Source organism: Acinetobacter sp. Gutcm_16 (genome assembly GCF_028649355.1).
In the GTDB taxonomy this organism is placed as follows: Bacteria; Pseudomonadota; Gammaproteobacteria; order Pseudomonadales; family Moraxellaceae; genus Acinetobacter; species Acinetobacter johnsonii.
This window is the reverse complement of sequence record NZ_JAQSUV010000029.1, coordinates 126,257-151,735: the sequence shown is the minus strand read 5'-3', so window position 1 is coordinate 151,735 and position 25,479 is coordinate 126,257. Positions and strand designations below refer to the sequence as shown.

Annotated in this window: 30 protein-coding genes; 13 read left to right on the top strand and 17 right to left on the bottom strand. The window is 42.1% G+C overall.

What is annotated here, in order from left to right; translation table 11 throughout:
* Positions 1 to 401 precede the first annotated feature (401 nt).
* The 3 genes from PTT44_RS07855 to def all read right to left on the bottom strand — a co-directional run bounded on the left by PTT44_RS07855 (position 402) and on the right by def (position 3,582).
* Positions 402 to 2,447, bottom strand: a complete 2,046-nt coding sequence (locus tag PTT44_RS07855; RefSeq protein WP_168159498.1) for a TonB-dependent copper receptor — start codon at positions 2,445 to 2,447, stop codon at positions 402 to 404.
* Positions 2,448 to 2,519: 72 nt separating this feature from the next.
* Positions 2,520 to 2,957 (bottom strand): DUF2946 family protein, encoded by a 438-nt coding sequence (locus tag PTT44_RS07850; RefSeq protein ID WP_168159499.1) that lies wholly within the window; start codon positions 2,955 to 2,957, stop codon positions 2,520 to 2,522.
* A 91-nt stretch (positions 2,958 to 3,048) separates the two neighbouring features.
* Entirely contained in the window at positions 3,049 to 3,582 is a 534-nt protein-coding gene (def, locus tag PTT44_RS07845) for a peptide deformylase (RefSeq protein WP_004684452.1), read from the bottom strand.
* Between the two features lie 120 nt (positions 3,583 to 3,702).
* Here def and PTT44_RS07840 point away from each other — a divergent pair, with 120 nt between their 5' ends.
* Genes PTT44_RS07840 through PTT44_RS07830 form a run of 3 tightly spaced genes read left to right on the top strand, consistent with a single transcriptional unit; the run spans position 3,703 to position 6,628 of the window.
* Entirely contained in the window at positions 3,703 to 4,857 is a 1,155-nt protein-coding gene (locus tag PTT44_RS07840) for a LysM peptidoglycan-binding domain-containing protein (RefSeq protein ID WP_273795605.1), read from the top strand.
* 22 nt (positions 4,858 to 4,879) lie between these two features.
* Positions 4,880 to 6,013, top strand: a complete 1,134-nt coding sequence (dprA, locus tag PTT44_RS07835; protein WP_168159501.1) for a DNA-processing protein DprA — start codon at positions 4,880 to 4,882, stop codon at positions 6,011 to 6,013.
* A 45-nt stretch (positions 6,014 to 6,058) separates the two neighbouring features.
* A complete protein-coding gene (locus PTT44_RS07830) occupies positions 6,059 to 6,628 on the top strand; it encodes an L-threonylcarbamoyladenylate synthase (protein WP_168159502.1) in 570 nt (189 codons plus the stop codon).
* 399 nt (positions 6,629 to 7,027) lie between these two features.
* Here PTT44_RS07830 and PTT44_RS07825 read toward each other — a convergent pair whose 3' ends face one another.
* Positions 7,028 to 7,948 carry a DMT family transporter gene (locus tag PTT44_RS07825; RefSeq protein WP_168159503.1) on the bottom strand — a complete coding sequence of 307 codons (921 nt, stop codon included), beginning with the start codon at positions 7,946 to 7,948 and terminating at the stop codon, positions 7,028 to 7,030.
* A 335-nt stretch (positions 7,949 to 8,283) separates the two neighbouring features.
* Between PTT44_RS07825 and PTT44_RS07820 the strand changes: the two genes are divergently transcribed.
* The 6 genes from PTT44_RS07820 (at position 8,284) to PTT44_RS07795 (ending at position 12,354) form a co-directional block, all read left to right on the top strand.
* Complete coding sequence (locus PTT44_RS07820; protein ID WP_087013940.1) at positions 8,284 to 8,838, top strand: hypothetical protein; 555 nt, start codon at positions 8,284 to 8,286, stop codon at positions 8,836 to 8,838.
* Between the two features lie 123 nt (positions 8,839 to 8,961).
* Positions 8,962 to 9,507: a glutathione peroxidase gene (locus PTT44_RS07815; RefSeq protein WP_004984048.1), complete on the top strand. Its 546-nt coding sequence runs from the start codon at positions 8,962 to 8,964 to the stop codon at positions 9,505 to 9,507.
* A gap of 197 nt (positions 9,508 to 9,704) precedes the next feature.
* Positions 9,705 to 10,079, top strand: a complete 375-nt coding sequence (locus PTT44_RS07810; RefSeq protein WP_168159504.1) for an RcnB family protein — start codon at positions 9,705 to 9,707, stop codon at positions 10,077 to 10,079.
* A 134-nt stretch (positions 10,080 to 10,213) separates the two neighbouring features.
* Positions 10,214 to 10,804: a hypothetical protein gene (locus tag PTT44_RS07805; RefSeq protein WP_168159505.1), complete on the top strand. Its 591-nt coding sequence runs from the start codon at positions 10,214 to 10,216 to the stop codon at positions 10,802 to 10,804.
* 89 nt (positions 10,805 to 10,893) lie between these two features.
* Complete coding sequence (locus PTT44_RS07800) at positions 10,894 to 11,337, top strand: AAA family ATPase (protein WP_168159506.1); 444 nt, start codon at positions 10,894 to 10,896, stop codon at positions 11,335 to 11,337.
* An 81-nt stretch (positions 11,338 to 11,418) separates the two neighbouring features.
* Entirely contained in the window at positions 11,419 to 12,354 is a 936-nt protein-coding gene (locus PTT44_RS07795) for a hypothetical protein (RefSeq protein WP_168159507.1), read from the top strand.
* 31 nt (positions 12,355 to 12,385) lie between these two features.
* On the opposite strand, the gene PTT44_RS07790 is transcribed toward PTT44_RS07795, so the two are convergent.
* From PTT44_RS07790 to PTT44_RS07735, 12 genes are all read right to left on the bottom strand, one after another.
* A complete protein-coding gene (locus tag PTT44_RS07790; RefSeq protein ID WP_168159508.1) occupies positions 12,386 to 12,706 on the bottom strand; it encodes a hypothetical protein in 321 nt (106 codons plus the stop codon).
* 207 nt (positions 12,707 to 12,913) lie between these two features.
* Entirely contained in the window at positions 12,914 to 13,834 is a 921-nt protein-coding gene (locus PTT44_RS07785; protein ID WP_168159509.1) for a hypothetical protein, read from the bottom strand.
* Positions 13,835 to 13,915: 81 nt separating this feature from the next.
* A complete protein-coding gene (locus tag PTT44_RS07780) occupies positions 13,916 to 14,335 on the bottom strand; it encodes a F0F1 ATP synthase subunit epsilon (RefSeq protein WP_058868679.1) in 420 nt (139 codons plus the stop codon).
* A 26-nt stretch (positions 14,336 to 14,361) separates the two neighbouring features.
* Positions 14,362 to 15,756 (bottom strand): F0F1 ATP synthase subunit beta, encoded by a 1,395-nt coding sequence (gene atpD, locus PTT44_RS07775; protein WP_004684425.1) that lies wholly within the window; start codon positions 15,754 to 15,756, stop codon positions 14,362 to 14,364.
* A 26-nt stretch (positions 15,757 to 15,782) separates the two neighbouring features.
* The gene (gene atpG / locus PTT44_RS07770; protein ID WP_004984038.1) at positions 15,783 to 16,652 is read right to left on the bottom strand and encodes a F0F1 ATP synthase subunit gamma; all 870 of its coding nucleotides are present in this window, start codon (positions 16,650 to 16,652) and stop codon (positions 15,783 to 15,785) included.
* An 88-nt stretch (positions 16,653 to 16,740) separates the two neighbouring features.
* On the bottom strand, positions 16,741 to 18,285 hold the full coding sequence (atpA, locus tag PTT44_RS07765; protein WP_004684423.1) for a F0F1 ATP synthase subunit alpha: 1,545 nt from the start codon (positions 18,283 to 18,285) through the stop codon (positions 16,741 to 16,743).
* Positions 18,286 to 18,329: 44 nt separating this feature from the next.
* Positions 18,330 to 18,866 (bottom strand): F0F1 ATP synthase subunit delta, encoded by a 537-nt coding sequence (locus tag PTT44_RS07760; protein ID WP_004984037.1) that lies wholly within the window; start codon positions 18,864 to 18,866, stop codon positions 18,330 to 18,332.
* 12 nt (positions 18,867 to 18,878) lie between these two features.
* The gene (locus tag PTT44_RS07755; protein ID WP_004684420.1) at positions 18,879 to 19,349 is read right to left on the bottom strand and encodes a F0F1 ATP synthase subunit B; all 471 of its coding nucleotides are present in this window, start codon (positions 19,347 to 19,349) and stop codon (positions 18,879 to 18,881) included.
* A gap of 38 nt (positions 19,350 to 19,387) precedes the next feature.
* Positions 19,388 to 19,633: a F0F1 ATP synthase subunit C gene (atpE, locus tag PTT44_RS07750; RefSeq protein WP_000424060.1), complete on the bottom strand. Its 246-nt coding sequence runs from the start codon at positions 19,631 to 19,633 to the stop codon at positions 19,388 to 19,390.
* Between the two features lie 84 nt (positions 19,634 to 19,717).
* Positions 19,718 to 20,593 (bottom strand): F0F1 ATP synthase subunit A, encoded by an 876-nt coding sequence (gene atpB, locus PTT44_RS07745; RefSeq protein ID WP_004684418.1) that lies wholly within the window; start codon positions 20,591 to 20,593, stop codon positions 19,718 to 19,720.
* A 107-nt stretch (positions 20,594 to 20,700) separates the two neighbouring features.
* Positions 20,701 to 21,099 carry an ATP synthase subunit I gene (locus tag PTT44_RS07740; RefSeq protein ID WP_086210813.1) on the bottom strand — a complete coding sequence of 133 codons (399 nt, stop codon included), beginning with the start codon at positions 21,097 to 21,099 and terminating at the stop codon, positions 20,701 to 20,703.
* 171 nt (positions 21,100 to 21,270) lie between these two features.
* Positions 21,271 to 22,110 (bottom strand): metal ABC transporter solute-binding protein, Zn/Mn family, encoded by an 840-nt coding sequence (locus tag PTT44_RS07735; protein ID WP_168159510.1) that lies wholly within the window; start codon positions 22,108 to 22,110, stop codon positions 21,271 to 21,273.
* 141 nt (positions 22,111 to 22,251) lie between these two features.
* Between PTT44_RS07735 and PTT44_RS07730 the strand changes: the two genes are divergently transcribed.
* From PTT44_RS07730 to PTT44_RS07715, 4 genes are read left to right on the top strand one after another with little or no spacing between them, the layout of a single operon-like run.
* Positions 22,252 to 22,746 (top strand): transcriptional repressor, encoded by a 495-nt coding sequence (locus PTT44_RS07730; RefSeq protein ID WP_168159511.1) that lies wholly within the window; start codon positions 22,252 to 22,254, stop codon positions 22,744 to 22,746.
* Positions 22,731 to 23,513 carry a zinc ABC transporter ATP-binding protein ZnuC gene (gene znuC, locus PTT44_RS07725; RefSeq protein WP_058952383.1) on the top strand — a complete coding sequence of 261 codons (783 nt, stop codon included), beginning with the start codon at positions 22,731 to 22,733 and terminating at the stop codon, positions 23,511 to 23,513. The genes PTT44_RS07730 and znuC overlap by 16 nt, the downstream gene beginning before the upstream one ends.
* 3 nt (positions 23,514 to 23,516) lie before the next feature.
* Positions 23,517 to 24,317 carry a zinc ABC transporter permease subunit ZnuB gene (gene znuB / locus PTT44_RS07720; RefSeq protein ID WP_004984031.1) on the top strand — a complete coding sequence of 267 codons (801 nt, stop codon included), beginning with the start codon at positions 23,517 to 23,519 and terminating at the stop codon, positions 24,315 to 24,317.
* Positions 24,318 to 24,321: 4 nt separating this feature from the next.
* Positions 24,322 to 24,819, top strand: coding sequence for a DUF523 domain-containing protein (locus PTT44_RS07715; protein WP_078389786.1), 498 nt, complete (start codon positions 24,322 to 24,324; stop codon positions 24,817 to 24,819).
* On the opposite strand, the gene PTT44_RS07710 is transcribed toward PTT44_RS07715, so the two are convergent.
* Positions 24,800 to 25,420 (bottom strand): LysE family transporter, encoded by a 621-nt coding sequence (locus PTT44_RS07710; protein WP_168159512.1) that lies wholly within the window; start codon positions 25,418 to 25,420, stop codon positions 24,800 to 24,802. The two genes, PTT44_RS07715 and PTT44_RS07710, sit on opposite strands and share 20 nt — an antisense overlap.
* Between the last annotated feature and the right edge of the window lie 59 nt (positions 25,421 to 25,479).

Sequence of the window (25,479 nt, the reverse complement as noted above, 5' to 3'; positions counted from 1 at the left end):
AATCAACATCACCGCCGATGGATGTGCATTCTACAGCATTTCTAATCCCTTGCAACACCTTTTCCCAATAAATATTTCTGCATGTTTATTTTTCAAACTCATAAAACAATAAGTATTTGTTATTTATATTAAATATTTTTTAATAAATTTATCCACTTCCTAGCTAGCGCCATAAATCACACCATCACACTCGCACAAATTAAACTCAACACATTGTTTTTATTTATTTAAATAAAAATAAATCGAAATAATATTTAAATATTCTATTTAAATCGCTGTTTCTTTCTACTTTTTATGGTGAATATCCACTCACAATGCTGTTTTCTCCGTCAATTTATATCTTAGAACCAAGAACAGCCATTCTATTTCTAGAATGGCTGTTTCCGATCATCACAATATATTTAGAACTTCATACTGATACGCGCCCAATAATTACGTCCAATATTATTGAATTGCTCGGTTGCAGCATAACCAAAACCTGAACTTCCAAGTTTATTCAAATGCTCGGCATAGTTTTTATTCAGCACATTATCTATTCCGACTGAAAGGTCTAGATCTTTTTGGATATTATAAGTCCCATTTAAAGACAGAGTTCCAAAACCTTTACTGTCTTCTAAATCGTATCCAATGATATTGCCTTCTCGATAGCTGGTACGATCTTGTGCTGCCACCACACGCCATAACAAACCGAGATTATATTTCTCTTGCACATAGCGTAGATTGAAACGCCCTTCTAATGGTGCAATTTGCGGTAAAGCGGTGTGATCCGTCGTATTTTCACCCCATGCATACATGGCACTGATGTCCGCTTGAATTTGATCAGTAAACTGGTATGCCACACCTGCTTCAGCACCTGCTATGGTTGCATCGACATTTCGGCTTTTGGCTTCCAACTTGCCCATTGAACCTGTTGGGGTATATGCCACTAATATATAGTCTTGAATCAAACCTGCATAAACTGAAGCCCATGATTTAAATGCACCCTGTTCATATTGATAACCTGCATCAAACTGCGCGGTTTTTTCATTCTCTAAATTGGCAAAGGTCGTACCTGTACTTTGATGGTATTTGGTACTAAACAATTCCCAATAATCAGGCACACGCTCTACATAACCTAATCCTGCGTAAGTTTTAACATGTTCCGCAAGTTCACTTTCAATTCGAATAAAACCACTTGGCAAGGTTTCTTTGCGCTCTATATCAGTGGCTAAGTTATCGATCTTCGCTTGATCGACGCGTGCACCTGTCACCAGTTTATGCTGATCATTGAATGCATAACTCAGTTCACCGAAAGCCCCATAAGACTCAAATTCCATATTGGTTTTAAAGGGAGAATTCATACTCGGCATAGCATACATAATCATATTGCCGCCATGCTTATTGCGCTGCGAGTCTATTCCTGTCATCAGACTGACTTTGTCCCATTCAGAAGTCATTGCAGCACGCGCATTCAAAGTACGACGCGTTACTTCCATTTCCATCTTATTCGGCACTGTCATCTGCATACCATGCATCGTCATGGTCGTTGTCGGTGGCGTTCTTAAGCGAAAATTATCCATGACATGATCGTTATAGCTATAGTCAACTTGTGCTTCGACTTTCTTGATCACCTCGCCAATGTTTTTCTTTTCAACATGTAAACCTAGACTTTCACGAGCAAACTTAGAGCCATCCATGCTACGTCCAGCATAGACTGCCTCACCATCACTCTTCCCACCTTTCAGCTCCACCCATGTGTCCTCATTCGGAGTCCAACCCAGCGCGAGATCTGCATTCCACTTTTCCCAATCGGACGGAACCGTATTGCCCGCTCCATCTTGATAGCTATCTGCAATTGAACGATTGGCATTTAAACGTGCGTATTTCGTTTCATCACCAACAGCGGCTTCAACATTCTGATCCAAACGACCATAAGAACCAAGCATGACACTGGCTTGTCCGCGATAAGGTTTCGCCGAAGTGAGCTGTTCAGGTTCACGTTCAAAAATAACAGTTGCGGCTGAACCCGTATGCGCATACTGAACAGTTTGTGGTCCTTTTACGACCGTAATTTTGTCGTAGCTTTCAGGAGAAACATAAGAAGTAGGATTATCCATACGGCTTGGGCATGCGCCTAAATTTTCCGTACCATCTGTGAGAATTTTAATACGCGAGCCAAACATACCGCGGAAGGTGACATCACCATTCGCGCCACCATTTTTAATTTGGTTAAAACCCACAATACTTTGTAGGTAAGCTGCACCATCAACCGCAGGAATCGGCTGAGTGGGTTGTTTAGGGTCGGCATGTACAATCAGACCATGGGCATCATTGCCCTGGTGAGCCGTCACCACGATAGGTGCTAACATGTGCGCACTGTCTGCTTCAGCGGCAAAGACTACGCTTGAAAAACAAGCAAGAGAAATCGCAGCCGCAAGAGGCTGTAAAAAGAATGTAGGCTGAGCCATTTTTATTCTCACTGAATCTATAAATACAACTAGGCTAGAGTCCGTTAAGACCCGAAAAATATATGTCTAGGTTTATACAAACAGTGGCGGTGCTCGCCCTTGAGGTAGTAAAAAGAGTTGTTGCAGTGCAAACCAAACATGCGCAAAGGCTTTTTGGAATGCAATTAAACGGACTTGAATACGGTCAAGTACCGCTTTCAACTCTAAATCAGGCGGCAGCACGAGATTGCCATATACCGTACAGTATTGGCATTGATGACTTGCATCATGATGATTGTGTTCGGCAGATTGTGAACCGAGTTCATGCTGAGCCTGCATTTCATGCTGATGTGTGGAATGCTTTTCAGCATGAGAACTGAGATGTTCAACTGGTTTGAGTAAAAGCGCACGCGAAATGGTTTCACAGACCGGCGCAATTTGATATTGCGTCGGTAGTAAAGGCTGTAAAAAAACAGCAATCTGTAAAAACACGGCTACACAAGACAGTAGCAACGCAGCTCTAAAAAACAATCCATTCCATCCGAATTGAGAACGCGGCCAGTATAACAAAGCCCAATCGAAATTGGGCTCACTTTAAAGATGATTTTTAAGCAAAAAAAACTTAACCGCGTTTTACAGCTACTTTGTCTTTTTGGCGCTGACGAGTCAATTTTTCTACTTTTTCACGTGCACGTTGACGCTTCAGTGGTGACAAATAGTCGACGAACAATTTGCCATTTAAGTGATCCATTTCATGTTGAATGCAAACAGCGAGAAGTTCGTCAGCTTCGATCTCAAATGCTTGACCTTCAAGGTTAATTGCTTCGATCTTTACGCGTGACGGGCGCTCAACTTTGTCGTATATTTGGGGAACTGATAGGCAGCCTTCTTCATAGGGCTGCGTTTCTTCAGTCAATGGGGTAACTTTGGGGTTAATGAATACCAAAGGTTGATCTTTATGTTCAGATAAGTCCATGACAATCAACTGAATATGGCGATCAACTTGTGTCGCGGCAAGTCCAATGCCTGGCGCTTCATACATGGTTTCAAACATATCTGCAGCCAGCTGACGAATTTCATCAGTAACTTCTTCGACGGGTTCTGCAATGGTGCGAAGACGGGGATCAGGAAAACTTAAAATAGGTAATAAGGCCATACTGCGTCCTCAATTATGCCATTGATCAAAAAACCAAATGAAGGGAATGCTTGATCAAAAAAATGTGTGTAATATCGTTATTATAACGCAACTACATACATAATTTTAGGAATTATGATAATGAAAAAGGTTTTTATGGGCATGCCATCTTTTAGTGCCTTGGGGTTTAAGCAACACATGTTAGCACTTGCGGTTTGCGTAAGTGTTGGCGCAGGCGTCATTTCAACAGCTCAAGCGGCGCCTACACGAAATTACAATCCACCTGCTTTAAAAGCCAATTCACCGAATGTTTATGTGGTGAAAAAAGGCGATACCCTGTGGGATATTTCTAAACGTTTCCTAAATAATCCTGTGCGTTGGCCTGAAATTTGGGCCAGCAATAGACACGTCAAAAATCCGCATTGGATTTTTCCAGGTGACCGCTTACTGATGTGTACTCATGAAGGCCGTCCAATTATTGGTAAAGACGAAGGCGATGGCTGTGAAGGGATTATTCGTCGTTATACAGGCGGCACTAAACTTCAACCTCAAGCACGCGTTGAGTCTTTAAACAATGCCATTCCTGTCATTCCACTGGAATACATTAAAAACTGGCTTGAACACAGCACTATTCTTTCAGAGGAATCTTTGGAAGGTACACCGTATATCGTTGGTGCTGCCGATCAGCGTGTGATTGCAGGTAAAGGGCAAACCGTTTATGCACGTGGCCAAGGCATTGAAGTCGGTCAACGCTACGCGATTTACCGTGAAGGCGAACCGTACATTGTGACGGATGCAGAGGGCAAAAAACAAAATCTAGGCCTAGAATTGACTCAGGTTGCTTCAGCCATTGCCATTCGTGGTGAAAATGACATGTCCACTTTAGAAATCACAGATTCGTATAATTCTGAAGTACGTCGTGGTTATCGCGTACTGCCTGAATACGACGCCATGCTTCCAACCTTGTTCTACCCAACACATGCACAAGATGTGACTGGGGGTGGACAAGTGATTCGTGTTCAAGGTTCGATTGGTCTAGCTGCGAAGCATTCAGTTGTAACCATTGACCGTGGCACAGTGGATGGCGTTCAATCGGGTTATGTGTTCTCGGTTAGTCAAAAGGGTCAAGAAATTCGTGATCCGAAAACCAATGAAAAACTGACCCTTCCAACGGAGCGTATCGGCAACATCATGGTATTTAAAACCTTTGACCGTGTCAGCTATGCTTATGTGCTCGACAGCGAACTACCAATGAACTTGGGCGCGAAAATTTCTCCCTCTGTAGTGGATGAATAATCCGTTGCCTTAAGGTGTATATATGCTGAACTCTTTATCACATGAACAGATTGCAACAATCACCCTGTGGTATTTAGTTCAGCATTCTTTATCGAGCTTTCAAAAACTACAGCAGCATTTTGGCACAAGCACAAAAGCTGTTGCTGCCTCCAATCTTCAGATCTGGCCAAATCTCGGCTTACACAAAAGCCATCTACAACGTGTCGCAGAAATCCAAACGCCTGCTGGCCAACTCAAATTACAAACTTTACTGCAGGACGTCCAAGCCAGCTGTGATTTTATTTTACTTGATACTGACAGTCATTATCCCTCGCAGCTGCTGCCCTATGCTGACCGACCACCGATTTTATTTGGTCAGGGCAATCCACAAAGTTTACTCCAACCTCAAGTTGCTATCGTCGGCAGTCGAAAACCCAGTCCGCACGGCAAACAAGTGGCTTATGACTTTGCTTATTACCTCGCCGAAAAAGGCTTTTATATTTGCAGTGGTTTAGCTGAAGGCATTGATGCTGCGGCGCATCAGGGCGGCTTAAAATATCAACGTACCATTGCAGTGATGGGCACAGGCTTAAATCTCACTTACCCTTCCCAACATCAAGCCCTGCGTACGCAAATATTAGAAAATAATGGCTGTATTATTACTGAATTTTTACCACATACACCGCCTTTACAGCATAATTTTCCACGGCGGAACCGCATCGTCAGTGCATTGAGTTTAGGGGTTGTGGTTGCAGAAGCCGCACTCAAAAGTGGCTCTCTAGGAACCGCCCAAAGAGCTGCAGAACAAGGGAAAATCATTTTTGCGATTCCCGGTCATATTTACAGCGAACACCATCAAGGTTGTCATCAACTGATCCGAGAAGGGGCGATTTTGGTCGATCATCCTGAGCAAATCATTGAAGACTTGGCACTCCCCACTCAATGGCATAGCCAATCCCAGTCACAAGAAACCACCCCAAGTGCTAGTATTGAGATCCCATCTGATTTACTCGAACTTTATAATCAACTGGATTGGGTTGGACAAAATATGGATCAACTTAATTTCAAACTTAACATCGATATTGCCACACTCACTAGCCAGTTAATGGAACTGGAGATTTTAGGACTCGCACAACAACAGGCTGGCAATTATCTGCGTTGCCGTTCCAGCCAATAAGGTTCACAATAACCCTTTATGAATCAATAAAAGGTACAAATTGTAATGATTACCACCTCTGTGACTGAAGCGGCGCAATGTTTAAAACAAGGTCAAGTTTTAGCATATCCAACAGAAGCAGTATGGGGTTTAGGCTGTGATCCGTATAACGAACAGGCCTTTCTAGATATTTTACAGATTAAGCAGCGCCCGATTGAAAAAGGGGTGATTTTACTGGCTGGGCAAATTGCTCAAGTTGAACCGCTTTTAGAACATTTAGATCCTCGCATCCGTCAGCAAGTGATCGACAGCTGGAGCGATCGTAACCCATCAGAACGCGCAACCACGTGGTTACTACCGGCAAATGAACTCATTCCGACATGGATTAAAGGCAATCATCCTAAAGTTGCTGTACGGGTAACTACGCATCCGATTTGTGTAGCGCTTTGCAATGCTTTTCAAGGCTTTATTGTCTCCACCAGTGCCAACCCCGCTGGATTGCCACCTGCCCGTTCACTACAAGATGCCAACCACTACTTTGCCCAACAGGTCGATTATCTGAATGGTGACCTAGGCTTGAGCCAAGAACCGAGTCGCATACTCGATGCCGAAACTGGCGCAGTGGTTCGTGCCTAAAAGCATGCTCTTTCTCAGGATTTTTACTGAAAAATAGACAAAAAAAAGCTCAGCCATATAGGGATGGCTGAGCATAAAAAAGGATGTGTAATCACATCCAGAGGGTCTGAAAACTGATCAGCAAACACTTAATACCCGTTTTGACATTGGCCTAAGTTTGCAGTGGGCGTATTATGTAGCAAATTGCTTTTCTAAACAAATAGATTTTTTATATTAAAAACAGCGTTAAAACGCTGATTAATGGAGATAATTAAATTATAATTCAAATTATCTACCTATTTTTAATCAGCTTTTGCATACATTAAATACATAAACTATCTGAAATAGCATTAATAAATTAACTTATTAATGAATTATTCTATTAAAAAAACAACTCAAATGATCGTTTTTTAATCAATATCAATCCATCGAGTTTGCTAAAGGTGGCGTTTTTAATACTGTTTTACGCTGTGCCAGTAAAATACCACAGATAATGACCAAGCCACCGACCGTATGATAAACCGTCCACGCCTCTTTCAACCAGACATAGGCAATCACTGCGGTAAAGACAGGCATCAAGTTCATGAAAATACTGGTTCGATTCGGCCCTAAATGGGTAATGGCTAACATCCACAGTAAAGGCGCAACCAAAGAAGGGAAAATACTGGCGTACATGACACTTGCCGCGTTTTGACTATTGATTGAATCGAGACCGAAATAGACAATGAAAGGTAAATGGTAAAGCAGTGCAAAAAAGATCTGCACATAGAGACTCAGCATCAAGGGAATTTGCAATTGCCACTTTTTCAAAAACACCCCATAAAAGGCATAGAAGAATACCGCAACCACCATCAGGACATCACCTAAATGCCCGCCCGATTGAACTAGGCCTGCAAGATTGCCCTGCCCAATGATATAAACCAAACCTGCAAAAGATAAAATACTCCCGATCATCGCAAAACGATTTGGAATATCTTTTAAGATCAGCAGTGAAACAAAAATGGTAAAGATCGGAATAAAGGCATTAATCAGCCCCATATTGGTTGCAGTCGTATAATGCGCTGCGGTATAGGCTAAACCCTGATACAACACCAGGCCAAATGCACTTAGCACTGCCAACTGACCTAAATGTGCTCGAATTAATGCCCACTGCCGACATAAAGGTCGCACGACAAAAGGAGTTAAAAGAATGAAGGCAAAGAACCACCGATAAAAACTAATACTGACTGGCGAAATGAAATCAGCTACATAACGCGTAACGACAATATTGATCGACCAAATGAGTACGGCAATGATAGGGAGACTCAAAGCCCAATACATACGTTGTGGTGTAGTACTCATTCTTTTTCCCGTTTAGCTTTTGTTTGCAAAATTTAAATGAATGGTAAAACATTTTTATGATTTATTCGAATATCATTTGGGTATCACACATAATTGATACATTTATCTTAAAATATAAAATTCATAAAAAACATAATATTAAGACAAAATAAAACTATACATTTCAATAAATTGATGCATTTCAGCAGCTTCACTCTACAAAAACACCATAGAACAATGTCAACGATCTCTGCATCGTATTGATGCTGTTCTAGCGAACGTATTTTTTAATTGATTGGTCATTGCTCTTAGACTCTGGCCTACAAAAACATATTTCCCGATAGAAGGATGTCGTTATGAAAAAGTTACTTTTAACCACAGTTTGTATGGCCACACTTACTTTGGCTGCGTGCGAAAAAAAAGGAACTGAGCCAGCCGTTGAGCAAACGACGTCTGCATCTGAAGCGACCTCAACCGAAGCAACCACTATCGTTGCTAATCACAGCAATAACAATATTGCCGATATTCAAGCCGATTTGTTAGCTGTACAAACGCTATCGAATGCCAAAGCTCAAGAAGCCGCCGCGTTTCAAAAAGAAGTGAGTGCAACCTTAGAGAAAAAGGATCCCGCTCAAATTAAAAATATGGTTGAAAAAACAGAAACCTATGTGAAGCAATTTAATGATGAATTAGATGCCTTAACCTTAAAAAGTGCTGAAGTAGATGCTTTACGTGAAAAAATGCAGGACGCCAATGATCTGGGTGTCGAGCTCACCAAAGAAAGTACAAAAACAACGCCAGATAGCGCGAAAATCACCGAACTTCAAAACAAAGCCACTGAATTGCAGAAATCGATCATTGCTGACGTAACGGCTTTGGAAGCGAAAGTCAAAGCGGCTCCAGCGTCTTAATGCCCCCCCTACCCTTTAAAGCAAGCCTTGGCTTGCTTTTTTGTTGCGATCAATCCGCAAATGGGCGTGACTTTGTCGAACGCTTCCAACACAATAAAATGCACATCGTATAAGGACACGCAAATGAGCACTTCGATTTATAATATTCCAGTCAAATCCATTCAGGGCGAAGACATCAACTTAAACCAATACCAAGGTAAAGTTCTCTTGGTGGTGAATGTGGCATCTAAATGTGGCCTCACACCGCAGTACGAAGGTTTAGAAAAACTCTATCAAGACAAAAAATCACAGGGTTTAGAGATTCTAGGTTTTCCTGCCAACAATTTCTTGGCACAAGAACCGGGTTCAGACGCTGAAATTCAAGAATTCTGCTCTTTAAACTATCAAGTGGATTTCCCGCTTTTTTCAAAAATCTCGGTTGCTGGGGATGATAAGCATCCGTTATATGAAACGCTCACCCAAGCGGTGCCTGAACGCATTGGTGAAGGCCCTTGGTGGAAAGACTTGGTGGACTATGGTTTAACACCGAACGAACCACCTGAAGTGCTGTGGAACTTTGAGAAATTCTTAATCAATAAAAATGGCGAAGTGGTTGCGCGTTTTGCACCAGACATTACGGCCAATGATCCGCGTATTGTCGATGCTATCAATGCTGAATTGGCCAAATAAGCCGAAAGCTGTTTATAAGCAGTCAGATTTAACGGCTGCTTATATTTTATTTTTTAAATGAATAATGGCACTCGAATCGGTTCGATCTTCATGATTCCTTCGTTATTTTGATGATTTTACAACACTTCATTCACGATCAATCAAATACTTCACTCTATGATGCATCTATCCGCTCAAGACAACCAAAAGTGAAGCTCATGAATACATTTATAAAAGCAGCTATTTTATCTATCTCAACCGCATTGATTGCCCTTCCTGCACTAGCAGCACCACAAGAACAACATCAGCAACATCAAGCAGCTCAGTCACATGGACATGCGCAAAAGCAGACATCAAATGGACATCAACAGCCAACCCAAGCCACTGTAAAGAAAGCCAAGCGTCCATCTCAAGACTGGAAAGCAGGTCAAAAACTCCCAAGCCCTTACCATAGCAATGCCTATAAAGTAGATCACCAAAAATACAAAAAACTCAGCAAACCGGCTAAAAACCAACAGTGGATTAAAGTGAATGGCGACTATGTACTGACAGACATTCGCAATCATTCCATTATTAAAATCATTGCTGGTTAAACTGCTTTAAATGAAGAGTGCTCAGGCACTCTTTTTTTTGTTTTAAAAAATTTGTTATGACTTTGAAACCCAGCATTTTATCTACACATTTTGCCCTTATATTAAAAGACACATAGCCCAATATTGATTTGATGATGAAAAAGCTTTTACAAAACTTAGTTCTTCCTTTTGCACTGTTTAGTTCAGGCATCCTACTCATTGGCTGTGAGCAAGCAACAGAGTCTAATCAGCAAGACATCCAGACTGAGTCCTCTGAGCAAAACCAATCTGCGAATACACAAAGCCCTGAAAAAGCTGAACTGAAAAGTGGCAACATGCTCTATATCGTGCGTGATGTGGCAGATATGCAATTAAAAGCAGGTGAATACGTCACTCAGCTGCAAGAAACCCAAAGTGACTTGCAGGCCGCAATTGAACAGCACGATCAGCAACAGTTGCAACACGCCGCGACAGCTTTGCAGCAACAGCTCACAGGTTTCAATAATGCCTTGAATGGCCTGAATCTTAAAACACAAGAAATCAATGATATCCGTGAAAAACTACTGTCTGCCAACCAACAAGTTTTAGCTTCGCCTTTTTTAAATGGACAGGTGGATTTCAGCCAAGTCGACTTTAAAAAGATGCAACAGCAAATGGGCACGATCCAATCTGAAATGTTGAAACTCGCTTCAATGATGATTCCTCAGCAAGCTGAGAATGATAGTTCAAACACAAACCAATCTTAAAACATTTAAATAGTGGTGCTTTCAGCAATAGAGTAGGAGAAAATGACTACAACCGTTTCTCCTACTTTGATTGAGGCACGATTTCACACATGCAGCTGATTATTTTTATGGGCATCCAAGCTTCGGGAAAATCGAGCTATTATCTGTTGAATTTGGCACATAGCCATTTGCGCATCAACCTCGACATGCTGAAAACACGGCATCGTGAAAAACTCATTTTTGAAGCAGGACTGGCCTCAAAAACCAAAATGGTGATTGATAATACCAACCCTACGCCAGCCGATAGGGCGCGTTATATTGCCAGTGCTCAGGCCGCAGGCTTTGAAATTGTTGGCTATTTCTTTGAGACTGAGCTTAAAAGTGCACTGGAACGCAACCACTTACGTGAAGGCAAAGCCTGCATTCCTGAAGTCGGGATCAGAGCCACCGCTCAAAAATTTGAACCACCACACTATGCTGAAGGCTTTGATGCACTGTATAAAGTTCGTATTCTTGGGCAAGGTGAATTTTCAATTTCACCCATACAGATTTGAAGCTTTAATGAAAAAACATTAACTATTTCTCATTTTTAGGCTACCATGTACAAATAAGAAACACAGAAAAACATTTTTATAATGAAAAAAGTCATTCTTGTGATCGCCTGTTTAGCAATCATCGTCTTTGGCGGGATGCACTTTTTAATGCCTGAAAAAACCACGCCACACTTAACACAGTTTTTTTCTAAAGAGCATAAAGAAGTTCAACGTATTCAGGACTGGCTCAAATACAAACAACAGCAGCAGTTACTTTTGGTCGATGTTGCAAGCCCAGTCAGCCCCAAACAACAAGGCGCTTATGCTGAATACATCAAACAAAAAATTGAGTTCAACCAGCAAAATATTCAGCGCCTGCAGCTCAGCCGCTATCAAACCAAAGCGTTTAAAGAGCTACAACAGCTCGAAATTCATGCGCTAGAGCAATGGAATACCTTATTCCAAACGCATATTATAGATGCTTTCGTCGAACAGCAACATTTCACTGAAATTCCAGCCGAAGAATACCAACAATTTGATGCTGAAGCGCGCTATGCCTTACAAAAGCAAGAAGTTTTGGTTCTCGAACACTTACAACAATTACTGCAACACAACAGCCCATATCTGTCTGACATCGATCATAGCCTGCTCAGTGATTGGCTTTATTACCAACTGATGCAACATGAAATTCATCCGGTTATCTCTGAATGGCTGGAAATCGAAACAGATATGCCTGATCGAAGCCGTCAAGATGCAATGCAAGACTTAAGGCTATATAAGCGGTTTAACCCCAATACCGATGAATATAAGTACATCATGTCACTCGAAACACAGCTTTGGCATGCCGAGCACCCATCTTCAAATTTACTTAAGCAACCATCCACTACCATGCCCAATTCGGATATCGAAATCGATTCAGAGATTGTGATTCCTGAAGATGAGCCTCAGGTTGAACAAATCAAAAAATTGATCGAGACGCAGCACGATACCGTTAACCGCATGATGTTCAGCCAATTGCGTCAGAGCTTTTTAAAATAATTTTAAAACAATGCCTTAAGCTCATAGCTCATCAAAACGAAGACTGTTCCTGAGTTTTGCTCTGTGCTAACCATTCTTTAAAAGCCTTTTGCATGGCGTGACGCTCATATGGCTTGGCTAAACGTGCTTCCATCATTGAAAAATCACCCTTATAAGCTGCCTCAATCATGACTTTGGTCAGCTCCTGAATACTCGCGCGACCCCGATGTTCATATTGTAATATTTCTTCTGAAGTCAGTACCAAGTCCCAACACGACACCACTGAACTCATATCGACTGCGATACTCAGATAATAATGCTCAAAATCTTGGTAAAGTTCCCAAAAGTGGGATTCATGTGCAATCAGGTTCATCTTCATCTTCACTTACAGAGAAGCTTTCAAAATATAACTTCTGTTGAATAAAAGATATGCAACTTTAGATGACCTTTGATCAAGTCTAATATTCTCAAAGTGGTTGTGTTAGCCTCTTTTAGAAAACTACAAATACAAAGCTAGATAAAGGTTTTGATGAAATTTTAAAGGTCAGTAATGTAGGGAATTAAATGTTTAGGATTTCTACTATTTCCTGAACTTTGTTAGACAAGTTCTAATGGCTTCAATCAAAAAATTCTTAAAATTTATTTTCTTTGCATTAACCCAATCTGGATATTGCTCATGCAGTTTTTTAATTGGATCCCATACATAATAGCCTTGTGCTATAGGAGGACTCTCTTTATTTAATAAAGCTTTTAAATCATCTACGCTACTAATATTACTTACATCTATAGTCTTTCCACTTACATCTATAGTTTTTTGGCCATACTCAATTTGATACACAGTTGGATTACCCATAGATACCTTTACTGGATCATAAAAACAAAACTTAACATTGAGATTATGATTTTGCTCTACAGATATAGGAAATAGAGTTTTATTATTAGCAGGAATCCAAGCTTTTCGACCATTTCTAACTTTATACTTTCCTTCATTTGTATCTAAATACAATTTAGCTTTAGAAATATCCGAATCTTGTATAACTTTAAATTCATTATTCAGTTTGTAATAAAATAACATATCTAGTTTTTCTAAATGTTTATCATATGCTTTTAGTAAAATAGGATTTTTACTAGCATCCAATATCTGTATATAAAGTCCATTTCTTAGAGATAAATAAGCTCTGTAAATTACTACAGTTTTATCCTTATAGTTATTAAGTTGGAAACTGGATAAAGATGTATCATATGAGTAACCACTCTTTTGAGCTTTATAGTTATAAAATTCTAATTTCCCAGAAATATTCAAACTTGTCTTTCTTAGAAAATTTTCTAATGTTAACCATAGAGCTAAAAAAGCAACAATTATACTTAGCCCCGCAGCACTGGTTAACATATTAATAAATATTTCTTTATATTCTTTTTCTGAAGAATGTAATCCCCAAATAAAACAAACTAAATAAGCTAAAAAACTAATAAGTAAAAAAATTCTTAAAAATATAGCCACTTTATCTTCCTTTTATTTTTAATTGTTTATAGCATAAAAAAAGCCACCTTTCGGTGGCTTTTTTTAATCTCAAACCGTCTCTTATTGAGCGCGGTTTTTGATTTTGCGGATGGTTTCCAACTGAGCAGCAGTTTCTGCAAGAGCAGCCAAAGCAGCAGCAGAGTCCAAGTCGCTCTTTTGATTTGCAAGCAATTGTTCAGCGTGTTTACGCGCTTCAAGAATTGCTGCTTCATCTAAGTTTTCTGCACGGACTGCAGTATCTGCAAGAACCGTAACAACATGCGGTTGAACTTCTAAAACACCACCAGATACATAGATTAACTCTTCTGTACCGTTTTCAAGCAGAACACGGATTGTACCCGGCTTGAGTAAAGTTACTAGTGGCGCGTGACCAGGCATAATACCCAATTCACCACCAGCACCTTTAGCAATTAGCATCGTTACAGTGCCAGAGTACAAAGACTCTTGGACACTTACAACATCACACTGCATAGTCGACATGAGAATCTCCTAAATTAGGTAACTAATTAAAGTTTCTCAGCTTTAGCAATTACTTCGTCAATACCACCAACCATATAGAACGCTTGTTCTGGAATGTGGTCATATTCACCAGCTAAAAGACCTTTAAAGCCACGAATCGTTTCTTTAAGCGGTACAAGTTTACCAGGAGCACCAGTAAACACTTCAGCTACGTGGAACGGTTGAGAGAAGAAACGTTGGATTTTACGCGCACGGTAAACAGTCAACTTATCTTCTTCTGCAAGTTCGTCCATACCAAGAATCGCGATGATGTCTTTCAATTCTTTATAACGTTGAAGAACGTTTTGAACTGAACGAGCGATCTCGTAATGCTCAGCACCCACTACTAGTGGATCTAACTGACGTGAAGTTGAGTCAAGTGGATCGATCGCTGGGTAAATACCAGAAGATGCGATGTCACGGCTCAATACTACAGTTGCATCTAAGTGAGCAAACGTAGTTGCAGGCGATGGATCTGTTAAGTCATCGGCAGGTACGTATACCGCTTGGATTGACGTAATCGAACCAGACTTAGTCGATGTAATACGTTCTTGAAGAACACCCATCTCTTCTGCAAGTGTCGGTTGGTAACCTACTGCAGATGGCATACGACCTAGAAGTGCTGATACTTCAGTACCTGCTAGTGTATAACGGTAGATGTTGTCTACGAACAATAGTACGTCACGGCCTTTGCCATTTTCGTCTTTCTCGTCACGGAAGTACTCAGCCATCGTCAAACCAGTCAACGCTACACGTAAACGGTTACCCGGTGGCTCGTTCATCTGACCGTAGACCATTGCTACTTTGTCTAGAACGTTTGAGTCTTTCATCTCGTGATAGAAGTCGTTACCTTCACGAGTACGCTCACCAACACCAGCAAACACAGATAAACCTGAGTGCGCTTTAGCGATGTTGTTGATCAACTCCATCATGTTTACAGTTTTACCAACACCGGCACCACCGAACAGACCAACTTTACCACCTTTAGCGAACGGGCATAGTAAGTCGATGACTTTAATACCAGTTTCTAAAAGGTCAGTAGAAGCTGCTTGTTCAGCATAAGAAGGTGCTTGACGGTGAATTGGCAAACGCGCTTCAGTCGCAACTGGACCAGCTTCGTCGATTGGGCGACCAAGAACGTCCATGATACGACCCAAAGTCGCTGTACCCACTGGTACAGAGATTGGAGCGTTAGTATTCGTTACGTTCAAACCACGCTTAAGGCCTTCAGTAGAACCCATTGCAATAGTACGAACTACGCCATCACCAAGTTGTTGCTGAACTTCTAATGTAGTTTCAGTGCCATCAACGTGGAGAGCGTCATAGATCTTAGGAACGCTGTTACGTTCAAACTCGACGTCGATAACCGCGCCGATGATCTGAATGATACGACCGCTACTCATTGCTGTCTCCTCAATTCAAAATAATGTTAAACGGCAGCGGCACCACCAACGATCTCAGAAATTTCCTGAGTAATCGCGGCTTGACGCAGCTTGTTATAAATAAGTTGTAGGCTCTTGATCAAATCACCTGCGTTGTCCGTTGCAGCTTTCATTGCAACCATACGAGCTGACTGCTCACACGCGATGTTTTCGATCACGCCTTGATATACCACAGACTCGATGTAACGAACCAATAAGCCATTTAAAAGCTCTTCAGCCTCAGGCTCATAGATATAATCCCAACCGTATTGACGGTTAAGAGTCTTGTTTTCTTCAGCAGTTGCTAAAGGAACAAGTTGTTCGATTTTTTGATTTTGAGTCATGGCATTGACAAAGCCGTTTGACACAAGATAAATACGATCTAACTCGCCTTTATCAAATGCGTCTAACATCACCTGTACAGAACCAGATAACTGTTCAAGGCTTGGTGTATCACCGACATTTGTCGTAGCACCCAGCACTTTACCGCCGTAGTTTTTAAAAAACGAAACCGCTTTTTGACCAATTAAAGCAAATTGAACTTCAATTGACTGCTCTTGTTGCTGTTGTACGTGTTTAACCACTTTTTTGAACAAGTTAATGTTCAAACCACCAGCAAGGCCACGATCTGAAGACACAATGATATAGCCAACGCGCTTAACCGGGCGTTCAACCATATAACGGTGTTTGTATTCAGGATTCGCTTGAACCAAGTGAGCAATTACACGGTGCATATTTTCGGCATACGGACGGCCTTGAGCCATGCGCTCTTGCGCACGACGCATCTTAGAAGCTGCTACCATCTGCATCGCGCGAGTAATTTTCTGCGTGCTTTTGATACTAGCTACTTTGGCGCGAATTTCTTTTAAATTTGCCATACGCTTAACCTAGTATTCGAAGGCCCTTTCGAGCCCTCGAAGGTTGATCCGTGAACCAAACCAAAACTAAATCCAACTGAAGTTGAAATTAGTAAGTTTGAGTCGCTTTAAAGCTTTCAATACCTGCTTTGATTGCAGCTTCGATGTCTTTGTTGTAATCACCAGTTTCATCGATGTTTTGCATTAACGCAGCATTTTCTGAACGGAAGTAAGAGATTAACGCAGCATCAAAGTCTACGATTTTCTTCACTTCAACGTCAGCCATGTAGCCTTCGTTAGATGCATAAATTGAAACAGCTTGGTCAGCAATTGAATATGGAGCATATTGTTTTTGCTTCATTAATTCAGTTACACGTTGACCATGTTCAAGTTGCTTACGCGTTGCTTCATCAAGGTCAGAAGCAAACTGAGCAAACGCTGCCAATTCACGGTATTGCGCCAAAGCAGTACGGATACCACCAGACAATTTTTTGATGATCTTAGTCTGCGCTGAACCACCAACACGAGATACAGAGATACCCGCGTTCACAGCAGGACGAATACCTGCGTTGAATAATGATGTTTCAAGGAAGATCTGACCGTCAGTGATCGAAATTACGTTCGTTGGTACGAATGCAGATACGTCACCCGCTTGAGTTTCAATGATTGGTAATGCAGTTAATGAACCAGTTTGGCCTTTAACTTCACCATTCGTGAATTTCTCAACGTAGTCAGCAGAAACGCGCGAAGCACGCTCAAGAAGACGAGAGTGAAGATAGAATACGTCACCTGGATACGCTTCACGACCTGGTGGACGACGTAATAACAATGAAATTTGACGGTAAGCAACAGCTTGCTTAGACAAATCATCATAAATGATTAGTGCATCTTCACCGCGGTCACGGAAGTATTCACCCATTGTACAGCCAGAGTATGGAGCCAAGTACAACATTGCTGCTGGATCGGCTGCAGCTGCTGCTACAACAGTGGTATACGCCATAGCGCCAGTTTCTTCTAGCTTGCGCACAACGTTAGCAATAGTCGATTGTTTTTGACCAATAGCTACGTATACACATTTAATGCCAGAGTTTTTCTGAGCGATGATCGCATCGATCGCCATAGCTGTTTTACCAGTTTGACGGTCACCAATGATCAACTCACGCTGACCACGGCCTACAGGGATCATTGTATCTACTGATTTATAACCAGTTTGTACAGGTTGATCTACTGATTGACGCCAAATTACGCCTGGTGCTACTTTTTCAACAGCATCAGTTAATTTTGCATCAATTGGGCCTTTACCATCAATTGGGTTACCCAAAGCATCTACTACACGGCCTAAAAGTTCTGGACCAACCGGAACTTCTAATACACGACCTGTGCAACGCGCTTTTTGACCTTCTTGAAGGCTTAAGTAGTTACCTAAAACAACGACGCCCACTGAATCCTGTTCTAGGTTCAGTGCCATACCGTATAAGCCGCCGTCGAATTCGATCATTTCACCGTACATTGCATCAGCAAGGCCGTGAATACGCACAATACCGTCGGAAACCATAACAATGGTCCCTTCGTTTTTAGCGGTCGCGCTGGTGTCCAGATCGCCGATACGCTGTTTAATGAGCGCACTGATCTCGGATGGATTCAGTTGTTGCATTGCGCTATACCTCAATCTTTTTAAAGTTCAGTCTTCATATGCAATTAAGCAAGAAGACGAGTCCGCATTTTTTCTAGCTTGTTAAGCGCAGAATCATCTATCACTTGGTCGCCTGCACGAATAACAACACCAGCAATAAGCTCTGGTTTAACTTCTACAGAAACATTTACCGCAGCTTCGAATTTTTTCTCTAAAGCATGTGCAAGTAATTGTTCTTGTACAGAAGTCAATGGGAATGCAGATTCAATGACTACATCCACAGTATTGTTATTCTGTGATTTGAGCTGCTCGTATTCAGCAGAAATTTCAGGAAGAAGCGCCAAACGGTTGTTTTCAGCAAGCAATGTCAAAAAGTTTGACACTGCTGCAGTTTGGTCTTCGCCTAATACTTTTGCAAAAAGACTTACCTGCTCAGCAGGAGTAAGCTCAGGGCGAGTTAAGAAAGCTGAAAATGCTTCGTCTTGCACCGCAGCACTGAGCAAGTTCAATGCAGATGACCAAGAGTCAGTTGCATTTTGCTCAGAAGCGTAAGCAAATGCTGCTTTAGCGTACGGGCGTGCCAACGTCAAGAGTTCAGCCATAATCCGCCTCTCTTAAAGTTTAGCAGCCAGCTGAGTCAGCATGGCATTGTGAGCTTCAGCATCAACTTTTTGGCTAAGAATTTTCTCAGCGCCTGTTACTGCAAGATCAGCAACTTGTTGACGTAATTCTTCACGAGCAGAATTGATTTCTGTATCAACAGCTTCTTTTGCTTGTTGACGAATACGCTCACCTTCAGCTGACGCTTGAGTACGAGCTTCTTCTACCAATTGTGCACCGCGACGGTTCGCTTGTTCGATCAATTGAGCCGCTTGCGCTTTCGCTGCATCTAATTCAGCTTTCACTTGAGCTTGCGCATCCGCAAGATCAGCTTTTGCTTTTTCAGCAGCGTTTAAGCCATCAGCGATTTTACGCTGACGCTCACTAATCGCATTGATTAGTGGTGGCCATACAAATTTCATGCAGAATGCGACAAACATCGCAAATGCAATCGCTTGGCCAATCAATGTGAGGTTGATATTCATTGCTATTCCTCAATAGTTTAATTTAGGAATTAAGCTGATTAACCTACAAATGGATTAGCAAAGATGAAGAACAAGCCAATACCAACACCGATCATAGGCACAGCGTCAAGAAGACCCGCGATTAAGAACATACGAGTTTGAAGTTGTGGAGCCAATTCTGGTTGACGTGCAACAGCTTCAAGGAAGCGACCGCCTAAAAGACCAAAACCAATCGCAGTACCTAAAGCACCAAAAGCGATCAAGATAGCAGATGCAATTGCAACTAGACCTAAAGTGAGTTCCATGATAATTCCTCAGAGGTTAGGTTTATACCAAATTAAATTAAAAAATTGTGCGCCCAACCATCCAGTGATAGTTAGGCATTACCATTAATGCTTTTCGCTTGCCATGCTCAAGTATACGATAGTCAGCATCATAAAAATGAATGCTTGTAGCGTGATAACAAGAATGTGGAAGATCGCCCAAGGCACAGACAACGCCCATTGGATCCAGAACGGTAATAATGCGATAAGGATGAAGATTAACTCACCTGCATACATGTTACCGAAAAGTCGCAGAGCCAATGAAACTGGACGTGCAAGGAATGTTACTAATTCAAGAATTAAGTTCACTGGAATCAATAACGCTTTTGCAACTGGGTTACTTGGGTTAAATGGGTTAAGTGCTAATTCGCCAACGAAACCACCAATCCCCTTTTCGCGAATACTGTAGAACAGGATCAGTACAAATACAGATAAAGACATACCTAGGGTAATGTTTGGATCTGTAGAAGGTACAACCTTGAAGTAAACGTGATGAGGATCCATACCAAATACACTTGCACCAATCAGTTGAGCTGTATACGGAATAAAGTCAACTGGGATTAAGTCCATTGCGTTCATGAGGAAAATCCACACGAAAATGGTCAATGCAAGTGGCGCAATTAAGCGTGATTTGCCATGGAAAGTGTCGCGAACACTTGAGTCCACAAACTCAATGATCATTTCAATTGCAGACTGGAACTTGGTTGGAACACCAGAGTTTGCAGCTTTCGCTACGCACCAGAACAACAAACAGAAAATCACACCAAGAGTGATAGACCAACCCATTGAATCCAAGTGAATAGCAGTGAACCCCATCTGTTGAGCTTCTTCAGCAGTCTCAGCCAACTTCCATGAACCGTCTGGCATTTTGCCATAAGTCATATTCGTCAAGTGATGCTTGATATACTCGGTCGAAGTAAGGGCATGTTCTTCAGCAGCCATAAATCACACCTGGTCAATGTCAAATACAAATAGAGAGAACGAACATCGCGTGCTGCTTGATATCTCGTCCATCTCCTAAAAAACTTTTCAATTTTTTGTAGTGCTTATTAAACTCGTTTTTGTTGACGCGACACCCAAAATGGAGCAACCCACGTCATGGTTTGAACGAGCATAAAACCACAAAACAACGCCACCGCTGACAACGGTTTGACATTGCTTAAAATTAAAATGAAACCAACAATCACAATTGCAAACTTACCCATCATGCCTTTATACATGTTCGCAAGAACTTGTTTAGAAGCGCGAGCTCCTGCTGCTCGAAACGACTGCCATGAAAAATAGCAAGTCGCAAGCCAACACACGAGCGCACCTAATGCTGCACTCAGGGCTGCGGTTGAGTCTTTCAGGACCCAGCCGATCAAGGCTGAAACAGGAATCATACATGCTTGTAAGAGGACTAAAGCTTTCGCTAATCGTCGGTCAATCAAGCGACTAGTTCGGCTCATTATTTATTCACTCACAACAATCATGCTTGACAAGTTTAGCTGATGATTATTTTTAATCGCAGGCATTATAGAGTTACACCCCTGAACATGCAATCTTTTCCCGACCTAAGTCGAGTTTTTTTCTATGTTTAAATTGCTTTTAAACTAATCAATTATTGTTTAATTTTTGCGTCACTTTCGGGCATTTAGCACACATTTATGCACATGATTGGCCAATTGCTTCCACGCGCTGACAAAATCCCCTGCCCCAGTCATGCTTTCATCAACAGCTTGGAAAACCAATGGGTTCAACTTTTGATATTGTGCTTGACTGGCATGCACTTCGGCCAAAAGGCACATCTTTGAGTAAGGGCGGCTGTCATTTAAGTATTTGATTTGCGCAACCGTAGGGGCAATATGTGGGTCATCTGTCAAGGCGCCTGCAAAGCGTAAGTTTAAAGGTCGCTCAATGTATTGATAGGCATCATGAAAAGACCAATACTGGCGAGCTTGGGTACTTTGACTATATATAGCTGAGGCTTGCAACATTTTCTGAGCAAAGATTTTGGCATTATTCCAGTAGCGCTCCTTATACTCAGGCATCTGCTGTGAACGGAGGCCTGCAATAAAGAAACCAATACGTACCGCATTGTTTGGGTCAAGCCAAACATGGGTATCAATGGTATTTTTTAAGGCATCACCACGGGTATTTCGTAGTGGTAAGGTATTGATAATGCCTGAATCTAAAATAGAAACTGCTTTATCATTGGGGGTCAGGAGTTTATCCAGCGGTGCTTCATGTGCTCGTCCCAACCAAATAACCAAGCCTGCATCCTGAATGATTTTACGATGCATTGGGGTCAAACTCACATCATGTCCAGATTGATCGGCCAACAATAAGGTTGGTTTTTCAATGCCTTTTGTCACTTCCTGTGCAATCAAGTAAATCGGCTGTGTAGAAACAACCAAGTCTTGCGTCCAAGCAACACTACTAAACAGCGCAAACGCAAAAAAAGCCAAGAAACGGGACATGGGGAGCAATCACTAGAAATACAATTAGTGTTATAATATAACAAATCGACAAAAATACCTATGCCTAATCGAAACTCTCTGCGCTTCATGTTAAGATTTAATGTCGTTTTTCTTTTATAAATTTTGCACTTGAGGTTTGTTATGAGCGCTTGTTCTCACGAACACCACCATGCTTTACATGATGTGCATGGTCATCACAACGTTGAGATGCGTTTGGCTGAAGCAGAAGTCTTGTGCGCAGCAACTGGTGCGCGCTTAACCCCCTTAAGAAAAGAAGTTTTGGCACTGATCCTAAATGCGACAGGCCCGATGGGTGCGTATGATTTGTTGGCTAAAATTAAAAGCAATGCCGACCGCCCTGCTGCCCCACCGACGGTGTACCGCACCTTAGACTTTTTATTAGAAAAAGGTCTCATTCACCGACTCACCTCGATTAATGCCTATATTCCGTGTTGCCATCCCCGTGAAGGCCATCAAGCCGCCTTTCTCATTTGCACTGATTGCAAATCAGTGACAGAGGCCTCTGCTCAAGGATTATTACAACAACTCGATGCACTTTCCGCAGCCGATGGTTTTACGGCACAACATAGCATTATCGAAATTTCAGGAATTTGTCAGCAGTGTCGCCACAAATAAGCCTCGATCCTGTTCTGGTCGAACTCTCCCAAATTAGTGTTCGTATCGATGAACGCGACATTTTAAAGCATGTCGATTTTGTCTTACATGAACGGGAAATTGTGACCCTGATTGGGCCAAATGGTGCAGGGAAATCCACGCTCATTAAAGTGCTATTGGGTATTGTGCACCCTAATACTGGCGAAATTAAAACAACAAAGCCACTCAAGTTTTCTTATGTACCACAAAAATTTAATCCCTCACATAGCCTACCGCTTAGGGTGAAAGACCTCTTAGCTTTGGAAAAATGTGATCCTGTAATTAAGCAAGAAATTATCCACGATACTGGGATCAGCAAACTTGAAAATTCTAAAGTACAGCAGCTTTCAGGTGGGGAACGACAACGCGTTTTACTGGCTCGTGCACTGTTACGTCAACCCGATATTTTGGTTCTCGATGAACCGATGCAGGGCTTAGACATTCAGTCTGAGGCTGAGCTGTACGACTATGTGCGCAGTTTACCCGCCAAATATGGTTGTGCTGTGCTCATGGTTTCACATGATTTGCAGTGGGTCATGCAAGGAACTCATCGTGTGGTGTGTTTGAATAAACACATTTGTTGTAGTGGCCTGCCTGAAAGTGTGCAACAACACCCTGAGTATCAAGCCATTTTTGGTACTAACCGCGTGTTCTATCAACATCATCATGATCACTGCGCACATGGTGATAGTGCAACGCCTTGTCAGCATGACGCTCGCCCACACATTCACCCTGAACCGGAAGCTTAAGTCATGATGGAATGGTTACAACTGCTGTTGCCTGCATGGATTATGGGCACGCTTCTGGTCTTTTTGACTGCACCACTGGGCTGTTTGATGCTATGGCGTCGCATGTCATTCTTTGCCGACACCATGGCACATGGCACGTTACTGGGTGTCGCGATTGCAGGAGCAATGGCGTTGCCCCTGTGGATGGGTGTGGCTTTTATTGCGGGCTTGTTGGTGGCGATCCTTTGGGTTTTGCATGATCCACGGTTACCGAATGACGCATTACTCGCACTCTGTTCTGCGACCTTGCTCTGCTCGGGTTTGATGTTTATTCAACATATTCCAAGCTTAAGACCTGAGCTACTCAGCTATTTATTTGGTGATTTGCTCACGATCACATGGGCAGACCTGCCCGTTTTTGCCACTGTTATTGTTGTTGCGTTGGCAGTGCTTTATAAGAGTTGGCAGGCTCAAATTCAAATCGCGATCGATCCTGATATGGCCGTCAGTGAAGGTGTCAGTGCGAAATGGCAACGTTTGATTTTTATGTTGCTACTGGCTTTATTTACCATTTTAGCGCTTCGTGCAGTGGGTTCTTTACTGATGGGTGCCTTGCTTGTCATTCCAGCACTTACCGCTCGACTGCTTGCCCACTCTCCAAAACAAATGGTGATTTGGGCCTTTGTGATTGCGCAAATTGGGGTGACCGTTGGTTTATGGTCCAGTGCAGGGCTGAATACCTCTACAGGGCTCAGCATTGTTTTAACCATGTCGATTTTGTTTGCGTTGATTTTTATCGCGCAGAAGTTTAAAAAACTGACATAACTAAATGATCCATCAACGTTATTTTATCAGTGCATGTCTACTCGGACAAAAAGTCCGTTATGACGGCAAAGACTGCTTAGTCTCTCAGTTAGTTCAAGCTTTGCTCGATAAAGATTATGTCAGCTTATGTCCTGAAGTCAGTGCAGGACTTCCAACCCCGCGTCCCGCAGCAGAAATTCGCCACGGGTCAGGTGCTGATGTTTTATTAGGCCACGCACAGGTTTTTTCCTCAGATGGTCAGCAGATTAGCGATGTCTTTATTCAAGGTGCTTACAAAGCTTTAGCATTGGCGCGAGCCAATCATGTCACGCATGCCGTGCTCAAAGCCAATAGCCCATCCTGTGGCAGCGATGGTATTTATGATGGCTCATTTACTGGACAAAAAATTGCAGGGGAAGGAATCACTGCCGCCCTATTTCGTCAGCACGGTATACATGTGGTTACCGAACAACAGTTTTTAGCAGAATTGACGCAGACTAAACTTACTGATGAACCAAACTAAGCAGTCCCGCCGCACAACTGAACAACGCTGCGAAAGTACGATTGAGATATTTTTGCTGTCGCGGTGATGTTAAGAGTTTTAAAACTTTCGCTGCCAATCCCGTATATCCTGCCATGACAATCAAATCAATCGTGACCATCGTGACGGCCATCACCGCATATTGACTCCACTGTGGTTTAGACAAATCCAAAAATTGCGGTAAAACTGCCAATAAAAAGACGATTGCTTTGGGATTGCTCATATTGACCAAAAAGCCATACATCACCAATTTAGAGCGTGATTTAGTCGGTTGTTCTTGTTGAATTTCAATCGATTGAATGGGTGCCATCCATTGTAAATAAGCCAAATACAATAAATAAGCCACACCAAACCACTTCACGGCCCAAAATGCCCACGGCGTTGTGGCAAAAAGTACCCCTACCCCAGCCGCCACAATACCGATTTGTACCAACAAGGCGAGTTGTAAACCCAGCGCATTCCAATAGCCATGCCGAAAACCGTAGTTAAGGCCACTCGACATTGACGCAATGGCCCCTGCCCCTGGAGAAATACTAATGATCCAACATGCGAGTACAAAGCCAAGCCAAATTTGAAATGACATAGTGGTATTGAGAAAAAAATGACCTTTAGATTATATGATCTTTCATGCTTTTAGGGTTT

Bases quoted from the DNA above. Each gene is read 5' to 3' on its own strand.
- PTT44_RS07855 (WP_168159498.1), bottom strand. From the start codon at position 2,447: ATGGCTCAGCCTACATTCTTTTTACAGCCTCTTGCGGCTGCGATTTCT.
- def (WP_004684452.1), bottom strand. From the start codon at position 3,582: ATGGCCTTATTACCTATTTTAAGTTTTCCTGATCCCCGTCTTCGCACC.
- PTT44_RS07840 (WP_273795605.1), top strand. From the start codon at position 3,703: ATGAAAAAGGTTTTTATGGGCATGCCATCTTTTAGTGCCTTGGGGTTT.
- dprA (WP_168159501.1), top strand. From the start codon at position 4,880: ATGCTGAACTCTTTATCACATGAACAGATTGCAACAATCACCCTGTGG.
- PTT44_RS07830 (WP_168159502.1), top strand. From the start codon at position 6,059: ATGATTACCACCTCTGTGACTGAAGCGGCGCAATGTTTAAAACAAGGT.
- PTT44_RS07825 (WP_168159503.1), bottom strand. From the start codon at position 7,948: ATGAGTACTACACCACAACGTATGTATTGGGCTTTGAGTCTCCCTATC.
- PTT44_RS07820 (WP_087013940.1), top strand. From the start codon at position 8,284: ATGAAAAAGTTACTTTTAACCACAGTTTGTATGGCCACACTTACTTTG.
- PTT44_RS07815 (WP_004984048.1), top strand. From the start codon at position 8,962: ATGAGCACTTCGATTTATAATATTCCAGTCAAATCCATTCAGGGCGAA.
- PTT44_RS07810 (WP_168159504.1), top strand. From the start codon at position 9,705: ATGAATACATTTATAAAAGCAGCTATTTTATCTATCTCAACCGCATTG.
- PTT44_RS07805 (WP_168159505.1), top strand. From the start codon at position 10,214: ATGAAAAAGCTTTTACAAAACTTAGTTCTTCCTTTTGCACTGTTTAGT.
- PTT44_RS07800 (WP_168159506.1), top strand. From the start codon at position 10,894: ATGCAGCTGATTATTTTTATGGGCATCCAAGCTTCGGGAAAATCGAGC.
- PTT44_RS07795 (WP_168159507.1), top strand. From the start codon at position 11,419: ATGAAAAAAGTCATTCTTGTGATCGCCTGTTTAGCAATCATCGTCTTT.
- PTT44_RS07790 (WP_168159508.1), bottom strand. From the start codon at position 12,706: ATGAACCTGATTGCACATGAATCCCACTTTTGGGAACTTTACCAAGAT.
- PTT44_RS07780 (WP_058868679.1), bottom strand. From the start codon at position 14,335: ATGTCGACTATGCAGTGTGATGTTGTAAGTGTCCAAGAGTCTTTGTAC.
- atpD (WP_004684425.1), bottom strand. From the start codon at position 15,756: ATGAGTAGCGGTCGTATCATTCAGATCATCGGCGCGGTTATCGACGTC.
- atpG (WP_004984038.1), bottom strand. From the start codon at position 16,652: ATGGCAAATTTAAAAGAAATTCGCGCCAAAGTAGCTAGTATCAAAAGC.
- atpA (WP_004684423.1), bottom strand. From the start codon at position 18,285: ATGCAACAACTGAATCCATCCGAGATCAGTGCGCTCATTAAACAGCGT.
- PTT44_RS07760 (WP_004984037.1), bottom strand. From the start codon at position 18,866: ATGGCTGAACTCTTGACGTTGGCACGCCCGTACGCTAAAGCAGCATTT.
- PTT44_RS07755 (WP_004684420.1), bottom strand. From the start codon at position 19,349: ATGAATATCAACCTCACATTGATTGGCCAAGCGATTGCATTTGCGATG.
- atpE (WP_000424060.1), bottom strand. From the start codon at position 19,633: ATGGAACTCACTTTAGGTCTAGTTGCAATTGCATCTGCTATCTTGATC.
- atpB (WP_004684418.1), bottom strand. From the start codon at position 20,593: ATGGCTGCTGAAGAACATGCCCTTACTTCGACCGAGTATATCAAGCAT.
- PTT44_RS07740 (WP_086210813.1), bottom strand. From the start codon at position 21,099: ATGAGCCGAACTAGTCGCTTGATTGACCGACGATTAGCGAAAGCTTTA.
- PTT44_RS07735 (WP_168159510.1), bottom strand. From the start codon at position 22,110: ATGTCCCGTTTCTTGGCTTTTTTTGCGTTTGCGCTGTTTAGTAGTGTT.
- PTT44_RS07730 (WP_168159511.1), top strand. From the start codon at position 22,252: ATGAGCGCTTGTTCTCACGAACACCACCATGCTTTACATGATGTGCAT.
- znuB (WP_004984031.1), top strand. From the start codon at position 23,517: ATGATGGAATGGTTACAACTGCTGTTGCCTGCATGGATTATGGGCACG.
- PTT44_RS07715 (WP_078389786.1), top strand. From the start codon at position 24,322: ATGATCCATCAACGTTATTTTATCAGTGCATGTCTACTCGGACAAAAA.
- PTT44_RS07710 (WP_168159512.1), bottom strand. From the start codon at position 25,420: ATGTCATTTCAAATTTGGCTTGGCTTTGTACTCGCATGTTGGATCATT.